The sequence below is a fragment of the Streptomyces sp. NPDC046821 genome, from assembly GCF_040645335.1.
Lineage (GTDB): Bacteria > Actinomycetota > Actinomycetes > Streptomycetales > Streptomycetaceae > Streptomyces.
Window position 1 is genome coordinate 16,643 of record NZ_JBEYYB010000023.1, and the last position, 9,322, is coordinate 25,964.

Sequence of the window (9,322 nt, forward strand, 5' to 3'; positions counted from 1 at the left end):
GCCTCACTTGCCCAGCGCGCTCGCGAGCGCGTCCACGTTCGAGGTCATCCAGCCCAGGTAGTCCTTGCCCTTGGGCAGGGTCTCGGTGACCGGGACGACGGGGATGTCCGCCGTCTTGGCCGCACTCTCGACCTTCTCGGACTGCGGCCCCGAGGTCTGCGCGTTGCGGAGAAGGGCCTTGACCTGCTTGCCGCTGTACAGCGCCAGGGTCTCCTGCAGGACCTTGGGGGAGACGTCGCGGCCCTCCTCGATGGCCGTGCTGAACTCCTCGGGCGTTTTGTTCACCAGGCCGCTCGCCTCGGTCAGATACAGGGGCACGGGTTCGGTGATGCTGATGGCCTCGCCGTCGTGCTTCTTCTTGATGTCCGCTTCCTTCACCTCGAGTCCGGCGAGCTTGCCCTTGAAGGTGGCGGCGTTCTTGGTGAAGGTCGCGGCGTGCGCGGGGTCGGCCTTGCCCAGTGCCGCGGCGATCCGGTCGGCGATCTTGGCGACGGTGGGGAAGTCGTACCAGACGTGCTCGTTGAGCGCGCCGCCCTTGGGGGCGGTGCGGCCGGACACCTCGACCGCGTTGATCAGCTGGGCGGAGGAGTTGCCGCCGCTCCTCAACATGCGGTCGATGAAGTCGTCGTAGCCGCCGCCGTTCTCGATGACGACCTTCGCCTTGGACAGGGTCAACTGGTTCTGGGTGTTGGCCTCGTAGGAGTGCGGGTCCTGGGCGGGGTCGCTGATGACCGAGGTGATCTCGACCCGGTCGCCACCGATCTGGCGGGCTATGTCGCCGTACACGTTCGTGGAGGCGGTCACCGCGATCTTGTGCGACGAGCCGTGCGACGTACTCGTCTGGTTCTTGCTGTCCGACGAGGTGCCGCAGCCTGCGAGGAGAGCGAGGCCGACGCCGGCTGTCAGGGCCAGGCGCAGGGTGGAAGGTGGCGTGGGCATGGGGCCTCCAGGGGAAGGGGGCTGTCCTCGGGGGCCGAGAGTCCGGTCCCCGAGGCGGGCATGCACCAGGCTAGATGGAAATGATTGTCGTTACGGCATCAGGGTGAGGCCAGATGGAAATCATTGCCAAGTGTTGACGCAGCGACGGCGGCCGGTCAGCAGTCGCGGAACTCCGGCGACTGGTTGAGGATCTGGGATCGCAGGGAGGTGAAGCGGGTGTGGGTCGCGCCGCCGCGTGCCTGAGGGTGGAAGGCGGCGACCCGGTGGCAGTTCTGGAAGGCGAGCGCGATGCCGAAGTGGCGCTCGAGTGCGCCCCGGATCGCGTCACTGGACAGTGCACGCAGGAGCTGGCCGCGCTCCTTCTCTGAAGGGGGCGAGGTCTGGTTGTCGGCGAACTCGGCTGCGCCGGCGCGCAGTTCGGTGGCCAGGCGGGCGACGAGATCGTAGGCGTAGGGGAGAGAGGTGCGGACCGTGTTCACGAAGTCCTCCTCTCGTACGTCACCGTTCTCGGCTTCGGCGAGCAGCTGCGGCGAGACGTCGAGCGACATGAGGGGCCGTCCTGTTCGGGGTCGTGAGGATGTCCTCTGATGAAAATGGATGTCATGAGCATAAGTTGCCGGGCTCGGATGCCGGCGGTGAAACGCCGTGGCCGCCGCGTGCGTTCTGGTCTGGAGAGTCCGCGGCTTCCCGCGCCGACAAGCGACGTCGGGCAGCGGTCGGGCTTTTTCGGCCGGATGGTCCGCCCGCTCCGGGCGTTCAGTCCGTGTCCCGGATCCCCAGGCGCAGATGCTCGATGTGGTGGACGGCCTGGTCGAGGAGTGCGGCTACGTGGTCGTCGTAGAGCCGGTAGACGATGCGGCGGCCGTCGCGCCGGCCGGTGACCAGGCCGAGGGCGCGCAGCAGGCGCAACTGGTGGGAGACGGCGGACTGTTCCATGCCCACGGCGGCGGCGAGTTCGCCGACCGGATGGGGTTGTCGGCGCAGCGCGGTGAGGATTCGCAGGCGGGACGGGGTGGCCAGGGCCTGGAGTGTGGCGGCGACGGAGGCGGCGGTGGCCTCGTCGAGGCGGGTGGCCGCGAGGACGTCGCGGCCACCCCTCTCGGTGTCATCGGCGTGCACGGGTGCGGGCCTCGCGCGGTGGGCGGATGCGCTGGAGGTCCAGCGTGGCGGGCGGCTCGGCGACGCCCGGGCCGCCCGCCGCCGCCCAGGCCACCACGTCGTCGGTGCAGTCGTCGTCCAGGGCGAACCCGATCCAGACCGCACGGGCACCGGCCCGGCGTCCGGCGCTGGAGGGCTGGACGACGATGACGTTGGCCTGGTCGCAGGGGCCGAGGCAGTCCGTCGTGCGGACATGGAAGCCGTGCTCGGCGGCGCCCGCGCGCAGCCGGTCGAGCTGCCACGTGTGATCGGTGCCGGGATACTTGCGCTGGTTGCCGCAGCAGCAGCCCCGGCACACCACGAGAGTGCACGGCCGGGGCGCCGCGGCCCGGATCACGGACCGGTTCACAGGGATGTCCGCGACGGTACGCCGTACGTCCTGATCCGGCCGTCGCGCCAGGCGGCCGTCAGCAGGTGCGGACCCGTCCAGGCCAGCGCCGCGACCGCCGCGCCGTCGCCCGGCAACTCACGTACCGGGCGCAGGAGTTGCTTCGGGCGCCCGGATGTCGCGTGCCACAGGGCCACGGTCCCGTCGTCGCCCCCGCTCGCGAGGTGCCCGGCGAGGCCGGGACGCCAGGCCAGAGCGGTGACGGTCTCGTGGCAGCGCAGGGAGCGCGGCGCGGTCCCCGCCGGGCCCTTGCCGGAGAAGTCCCAGACCGTCACGTCGGGCGCACCGTCGGCGGCGAGCCAGAAGCCGCTGTCGTCGAAGGCGAGCCGGGAGACCTTCTCCGGGTAGCCGGACATGGTCAGCTCACTGGCATCACGGGCGCGCCAGATGTGGATGGAGGCGTCCTGGTTGCCGCTGCAGATCCACTTGCCGGTGGGGGCGACGGCGAGTGCGAGGTGCGAGCCCACGTAAGGGTAGGTGGCGACCGGTTTGTCGGTGTGCCGCTCGTGACAGCGCACCGCCCCGTACGCGGCCACGGCCAGACGCCGGCCCTGCCGCATCCAGGCGAGATCGGTGACGGTGGATGCGGCCGGTTCCGTCCGCCACAACTCCTCGCCGTCCGCGTCGAGTACGAGGGCGCGCCGGCCGGAGGCGACGGCGAGGCGCTGCCCGTCGGCCCAGGCGGCGGAAGTCGACCAGGCGCTGGTCAACTTCGATGTCCTACGTCCGTCGGAGCGCCGCCACAGCGCGTAACCCATCGGGCCGGTGACCACCAACGCGCCCGCGTCCGGAGCCAGGTGGACGCTGAGCGCGCCACCGGGCAGATCGACGGTACCGACCGTGGCGCCCGAGGCGGCATCCAGCACTCGCACGCTGCCCTCGGCTCCGGCGACCGCGACCAGGTCACCACCAGAGCTGAGCGCGACGGGAGCGTCGTCGACGGCGATGTCCCAGGCGAGCGGAGTCTCGGGGGACTGGATGGTGGTGCTCACGCGACCGCCCCCGCCGTGGCCAGGCAGTCGGCGAAGCCGCGCTCAAGTGCCGCACGGTCGAGGTCGCGCCCGATGAACACCAGCTTGTTCGTGCGGTGTTCGCCCTCGCGCCACTGCCGCCCGAACTCCCCGTCGAGCAGCATGTGCACGCCCTGGAAGACGTACTGCTGGGGCGCCCCGGCGATGGCGAGGATGCCCTTGGAGCGGAAGATGTCCACGCCCTTGGTGCGCAGGAGGTTCCCCAGCCAGGCGTTGAGCCGGCCCTCGTCGAGTTCGCCGGTCAGCTCGATGCCGACGGAGGTGACCGTGGTGTCGTGCTGGTGCTCGGTCTCGGTGAGGAAGGCCGGGTCGTCGGCGAGCACCCGCTCCAGGTCGAACGCCCCTACGTCCAGGACCTGGTGGAGGTCGACGCGGGCGTGCTGGGCGCGCAGGATCTGTACGGGCGCGTTGATGGAGCGGACGCGCGCCTCGACCTCGGTGAGCGTCGCCTCGTCGGCCAGATCGGTCTTGTTGAGCACGACGCGGTCGGCGAAGGCGATCTGTTCGACGGCCTCGTTCTCCACTCCCTCCGGCTTGACCTCGTCCAGGTGCCGCAGCACGTGCGCGGCGTCGACGAGCGTGACGATCGCGTCGAGGCGCAGCTGGGAGGCGATCTCGTCGTCCATGAAGAAGGTCTGCGCGACGGGGGCCGGGTCGGCGAGCCCGGTGGTCTCGATGAGGATGTGGTCGAACTTCTCGCGGCGGCGCATCAACGCGCCCAGGATGCGGATGAGATCACCGCGCACGGTGCAGCAGATGCACCCGTTGTTCATCTCGAAGATCTCCTCCTCGGCGTCCAGGACGAGCGCGTCGTCGATGCCGACCTCGCCGAACTCGTTCTCGATGACGGCGATCCTCATGCCGTGGTGCTCGGTGAGGATGCGGTTGAGGAGGGTCGTCTTGCCCGAGCCGAGGAAGCCGGTCAGGACGGTGACTGGGACCCTCTCGTCGCGCGGTTCGCTGGTTTCGGGGGTGGTCAAGTCGGGCTCCTGTCAGTGGGATCGGTCGGCGATGAGGGCGGCGCGCAGGTCGCCCTCGGAGATCTGGTCGGCGGGCCGGTGCAGTGTCCAGCGCCGGGCGTCGCCGTCCATCGGCAGGACGGCGACGACGGTCTCGACCGGCGGGCAGCCCGGCTCGGTGCAGGCGAGCTGGCGGACCACGACGGCGCATTCGTCATCGAGGTCGAGCAATCGCCGTACGGTGTCCTTGAGTTGGCGTACCTTCGGGTCCGGCCCGGCTGGTCCCGGGCGCGCTCCCAGCGGCATGTCGGTTCTCCTTCTTCGCCGGATGGCGGCAATCGGCGCAGACGCCGGTGAGTTCGACGGTGTGCTCGACCGCCGCGAAGCCGGTGTCGGCGGCGACCTTGCCCGCCCACTCCTCGACGACCTCGGAGTCGACCGCGCGGCTGCGCCCGCAGTCACGGCACATCAGGTAGTGGCGGTGCCCTCCGGCGGGGCGCGGCCGGTACAGCCGTCCGCCCACGTCGTCGCGTACGACGTCCACGCTGCCGTCCGCCTCGAGGTCACGCAGCGCGCGGTAGACCGTGGTCAGGCCGATCGTGCCGCCGTCCGAGAGGAGCAGGGCGTGCAACGCCTGTGCCGACACGAAGTCCTGGCAGCCGGAGAGCACCCGCAGGACCGCCTTTCGCTGCCGGGTCGTCCGGCTGCCCATGGCGTACCACCCCCTGAAACGTTCGTCGAAGCGGTGTCGCCGTCACCGTAGATGAAAATGAAATCCATGTCCATGTGAACTTCAGTCATGCACCGTCTTCGGCTAGCGGCATGCCTCTTCGCGGCCCCGCACCCAGGCGGACTCGCGTAACAAGCGCAGGCCGTTGAGGCCGACAATGACGGTCGAGCCCTCGTGGCCGAGGACGCCGAGGGGGAACGGCAGAGTGCCGATGAGATCCCAGACGACCAGGCCGGAAATGAACACGGAGGCGATGACGAGGTTCTGGATCACCAGGCGGCGGGCCCGCCGGGAGTGAGCCACCACGGCGGGCGCGGCGGCCAGTTCGTCGCGCACGATCACCGCGTCGGCGGCCTCCAGAGCGAGGTCTGACCCGGCGCGGCCCATCGCGAGGCCGGTGATCACCGGCACGATTGCCCTCGTAACGCCGCCCAAGCAGAAGAGGAGGCAGCGGCGACCGCCCTGTGCGCCGCGCTGCCGACCACCGCGCCATGCCCGGCTCGGCCGCCGCGGTGGACGAGCCGTCCGACGACGGCGGGGCATTCCTCGCACAGGACGTGGCGACCATGGAGCGTCGCCCCTGAAACTGCCCGGCGGGCTGTCGCGGGGCTGAGCCAGTCGCGTCGGACCTGTGGCAGTTCCAAGTGCGGCCTCCTGGCGGAGTCGTGCCTGACGGGCTCCGGTGGATCGAGCCGCGATGGACGGGCCCGGCAGGCGCGGCCCGCCCCGTCAGGACTCGAGCACCTCCATGTGGTCGCCGACCGCGACCACCAGGACCCGAGAGCCCGGTTCGGTGCTGCGCCAGCGGTGCCGGACGCCGCCGGACAGCAGTAGCGTGTCCCCACGGCCCAGCCGGTGGACTCGGCCGTCGGCCTCCACCTCCACCGCGCCGTCCGCCACGTACATCAACTCGTCATTCCGGTGCCGGAACTCGCGATCAGCCTCGTGCCCGCCGGTGAACTCCAGTGCGTGCAGCTGATGGCGGCCGCGCACCACCGGGCGGACGCGCGCCTCCCGGTCGAGGCCACTGTCATCGTCGGCGCGCACCACATCGACCGTGCGGGTCTCGTCGGAGGCCGCGAGAAGCTGCACGGCCGTCGTGCCGAGGGCGTCCGCGATCCGTTGCAGCGAGCGCATGCTGGGGCGCGCCCGGTCGTTCTCGATCTGGCTGAGGAACGGGGAGGAGAGCCCGCTGCGCCCGGCCACGTCGGCGAGCGTCAGGTCGAGTGCCCGCCGTCGACGGCGTACGGCGGCGCCCACCCGCGGTGTGCTCGCGCTATCCATGGATCAGTCCCGTCCTTCCCCACCCTGCGGCGCCGTTCTCCCTGGTCGGCGGCGCCTGACGGCACCTTACGCGGCTCGCGGCAGGAATCCGGAGACGGTTTCGTGCTCCCGACACACGCCCGTCACACAACGCCCCTACCGTCAAAGTTGGTTGTTCTCATCAAAGAAAATTTGACGCAGGAGCTCTGACGTGACCCCGATCGACCAGAATTCTCGCCGCCGACGGCCCACCGGCCTCATCGCCTTCGACGAGACGGCAGCGTCCGACGGCTACACGCTTTACGCACCGCTCACCGGTACCGGAGAGGTCTACCTCGTCGACCTCCACGGCCGTACCGTCCACCGCTGGGACCTCCCGTACCGCCCCGGCCGCCACGCCCGACTACTCGCCGACGGAACACTCGCCTACAACGGGGTCCTCCTGGGAGAGCAGGCCCTCTTCCCGATGTGGCACAAGTACCGGGGCGGTGTCATGCTCCATGCCGCCCCTGACGGGACCGTGCTCCGGGAACACCGGGATTCTCTCCAGCACCACGACGCCCACCACTTCGACGACGGCCGCATCCTCTACACCGCCCTCGAACCCCTGGCTGGAGCCGAGGCCGCGGCGGTACGAGGCGGAGTGCCCGGCTCCGAAGCCGCGGGCGGTGTCGTCTGGGCCGACACCATCAAGGAGGTCGGCTCGGACGGTGAGCTCCTTTGGTCCTGGCGTGCGGCGGAGCATCTGGACCACGAGGCGTTCCCGCTGCACGAGGCGTACGCCCGCGAGCACTGGCCCCTGATCAACAGCGTCACACACCTGCGGGACGGCAACATCCTCGCCAGCCTGCGCAGCGTCTCGGCCATTGTCGTCATCAGCCGCGACACCGGCGAGATCCTCTGGCGCAGCCGTCCCGGCACGGTCAGCCAGCAGCACGCGCCCACCGAACTCGACGACGGCCGACTGCTCGTCTTCGACAACGGCGTCTTCCGGCCCGGCCACGACGTCCCCTACTCTCGCGTGATCGAGATCGACCGGGCCGACGGCGACATCGTGTGGGAGTACCACGACCCGGCCCGTGAGTTCTTCTTCGCACCCTTCATGGGCTCCGCGCAGCGCCTCCCGAACGGCAACACGCTCGTCACCGACTCCCCGTCCGGGCGGCTGTTCGAAGTGACGAAGGACGGCTATCTGTGCTGGGAGTACGTCGTCCCGTACTTCGCCGGCTACGGCGAGCGCGAGGTACGGGGCCTGTTCCCGTCCGAGCCCAACGCCGTCTTCCGCGCCTACCGTTACGCCGCCGCCGACATCCCGTGGCTGGAGGCGACGGCATGACGACCACCCCAGCCGCGGCTGCCACCCCCTTTGCCGAAGCCATCGACGCACCGGTGCCGTTTCGGCGACTCGTGCCGCTGGCGGCCCAGCACGTGCTGGCGATGATCGCCGCCCCGGTCTCCACCGTCTTCCTCGTCGCCGGCACCCTGACGATGCCGCCCGGCGCGACGGCCTCACTACTCAGCGCCGTCCTCCTGCTCTGCGGAGCGGGCGCCCTCCTCCAGTCCCTCGGAGTGTGGCGGATCGGCGGCCGGCTCCCCTTCGTCATGCTGCCCGGCGGCGCCGCGACCGCCCTGTTCCTCCAGATCGCCCAGGAACACGGCGCGCCGACCGCTGCCGGCGCCGTTCTCCTGGCGGCGGCGCTGCTGCTGGCCGTGCTGCCGCTGTACGCCCGGGTTGTACGGCTCTTCCCGCCCCTGGTCATGGGCGTGACCGTGCTGCTCATCGGGATCGCGATGATCCGGGTCGCCGCCCGGCTCGTCACCGGCCCCGACGGCACAGGCGAGCCCCATGCCGTGCTGCTCGCCGCACTCACGGTCGCCGCCACCGTCGCCGCGTACGTGCTCCTGCGCGGCGTCTGGCGCCAGTCCTCCGTCCTCATCGGTATGGCGGCGGGCACCGTCGTGGCGGTGACGACCGGGCTCGGAGCCTTCGCCCCCGCGGCCGGGAGCGGTTTCGCGCTGCCCGCGTTCCTACCCTTCGGGACGCCACGGTTCGACCTGGTGGCCGCCCTTCCGCTGCTCGTGTTCAGCCTCACCACGCTGGCCGAGATCACCGGACAGACCGTGCTCAACAGCGAGACCGTCGGCCGGACTCCCGCTCCCGAACGGGACGTGCCACGCGTCGCCCGCGCCGACGCCTTGGTCTCCCTAGCCGGCGGACTGTTCGGTACGTCCCTCATGGTCACCAGCGCCGAGAACATCGGCATCGGCCGGCTCACCGGAGTCCGCAGCCCCTTCGTCACCGCCGGGGCCGGAGTGCTCCTGGTCGTCCTCGGCCTGGCTACACCCGTGTCCTGGGCGCTGGCCGGCATACCCGAAGCAGTCGTGGGCGGATCCGCCCTCGTCGTCTACGCCGTCATCGCAGTGATGGGCGTCGAGATGCTCCGCCGCGCCGACCTGTCCGGCACGGGTACGGGCTCGCTGACGGCGGCGCTCGCGCTCACCATGGGACTGCTGCCGCTGCTCAGCCCGGACCTGTACGCAGGGTTCCCTGGATGGGCCCGTACGATCCTGGGCAGCGGCGTCGTCGCCGGCACTCTGACCGCGGTCCTTCTTACCGCGTTGCTCGGCCGGTTCGGTTCCAGGACGGCACCGGTCACCCATGAGGAGCCGCGAACACCAGCCTTCCGGCGATCCCCGCCGACAGCAGCTCGAACGCCGGATGTAAGAGCAGTCCGAGAGCCAGGCCGATCAGCACGAGCGCGCCGGCGGTGAAGCCGACTTAACGCTCCATGCCCCAGACGGCGCGTACGGGGCTGGGCGGTGCTCGAGCTGGTGGCCGGCGGCGGCCCAGGCC

At 70.7% G+C, this 9,322-nt stretch carries 11 protein-coding genes and 1 pseudogene; 2 read left to right on the forward strand and 10 right to left on the reverse strand.

Annotation, left to right across the window (positions count from 1 at the left end):
• Window positions 1–3 precede the first annotated feature (3 nt).
• The 10 genes and pseudogenes from ABZ893_RS33945 to ABZ893_RS33990 all read right to left on the reverse strand — a co-directional run bounded on the left by ABZ893_RS33945 (window position 4) and on the right by ABZ893_RS33990 (window position 6,489).
• The gene (locus ABZ893_RS33945) at window positions 4–939 is read right to left on the reverse strand and encodes a zinc ABC transporter substrate-binding protein (protein WP_361411790.1); all 936 of its coding nucleotides are present in this window, start codon (window positions 937–939) and stop codon (window positions 4–6) included.
• A gap of 155 nt (window positions 940–1,094) precedes the next feature.
• On the reverse strand, window positions 1,095–1,487 hold the full coding sequence (locus ABZ893_RS33950) for an SCO5389 family protein (RefSeq protein WP_361411792.1): 393 nt from the start codon (window positions 1,485–1,487) through the stop codon (window positions 1,095–1,097).
• Window positions 1,488–1,695: 208 nt separating this feature from the next.
• A complete protein-coding gene (locus ABZ893_RS33955; protein WP_361411794.1) occupies window positions 1,696–2,058 on the reverse strand; it encodes a metalloregulator ArsR/SmtB family transcription factor in 363 nt (120 codons plus the stop codon).
• Window positions 2,045–2,446: a (2Fe-2S) ferredoxin domain-containing protein gene (locus ABZ893_RS33960; protein WP_361411796.1), complete on the reverse strand. Its 402-nt coding sequence runs from the start codon at window positions 2,444–2,446 to the stop codon at window positions 2,045–2,047. The genes ABZ893_RS33955 and ABZ893_RS33960 overlap by 14 nt, the downstream gene beginning before the upstream one ends.
• Window positions 2,443–3,477 carry a hypothetical protein gene (locus tag ABZ893_RS33965; RefSeq protein ID WP_361411798.1) on the reverse strand — a complete coding sequence of 345 codons (1,035 nt, stop codon included), beginning with the start codon at window positions 3,475–3,477 and terminating at the stop codon, window positions 2,443–2,445. Before ABZ893_RS33965 ends, ABZ893_RS33960 begins: the two co-directional genes overlap by 4 nt.
• Window positions 3,474–4,496: a GTP-binding protein gene (locus ABZ893_RS33970; RefSeq protein ID WP_361411800.1), complete on the reverse strand. Its 1,023-nt coding sequence runs from the start codon at window positions 4,494–4,496 to the stop codon at window positions 3,474–3,476. Before ABZ893_RS33970 ends, ABZ893_RS33965 begins: the two co-directional genes overlap by 4 nt.
• A gap of 12 nt (window positions 4,497–4,508) precedes the next feature.
• The gene (locus ABZ893_RS33975; RefSeq protein ID WP_361411802.1) at window positions 4,509–4,706 is read right to left on the reverse strand and encodes a hypothetical protein; all 198 of its coding nucleotides are present in this window, start codon (window positions 4,704–4,706) and stop codon (window positions 4,509–4,511) included.
• On the reverse strand, window positions 4,690–5,187 hold the full coding sequence (locus ABZ893_RS33980; RefSeq protein ID WP_361411804.1) for a Fur family transcriptional regulator: 498 nt from the start codon (window positions 5,185–5,187) through the stop codon (window positions 4,690–4,692). Before ABZ893_RS33980 ends, ABZ893_RS33975 begins: the two co-directional genes overlap by 17 nt.
• Window positions 5,188–5,289: 102 nt before the next feature.
• Window positions 5,290–5,604, reverse strand: a pseudogene (locus ABZ893_RS33985) (heavy metal translocating P-type ATPase); the annotation flags it as partial.
• A 330-nt stretch (window positions 5,605–5,934) separates the two neighbouring features.
• Complete coding sequence (locus ABZ893_RS33990) at window positions 5,935–6,489, reverse strand: XRE family transcriptional regulator (protein ID WP_361411806.1); 555 nt, start codon at window positions 6,487–6,489, stop codon at window positions 5,935–5,937.
• 190 nt (window positions 6,490–6,679) lie between these two features.
• Here ABZ893_RS33990 and ABZ893_RS33995 point away from each other — a divergent pair, with 190 nt between their 5' ends.
• Both ABZ893_RS33995 and ABZ893_RS34000 read left to right on the forward strand, forming a co-directional pair.
• Window positions 6,680–7,804 (forward strand): aryl-sulfate sulfotransferase, encoded by a 1,125-nt coding sequence (locus tag ABZ893_RS33995; RefSeq protein WP_361411808.1) that lies wholly within the window; start codon window positions 6,680–6,682, stop codon window positions 7,802–7,804.
• Window positions 7,801–9,240, forward strand: a complete 1,440-nt coding sequence (locus tag ABZ893_RS34000) for a solute carrier family 23 protein (protein ID WP_361411810.1) — start codon at window positions 7,801–7,803, stop codon at window positions 9,238–9,240. The genes ABZ893_RS33995 and ABZ893_RS34000 overlap by 4 nt, the downstream gene beginning before the upstream one ends.
• Window positions 9,241–9,322: the final 82 nt, after the last annotated feature.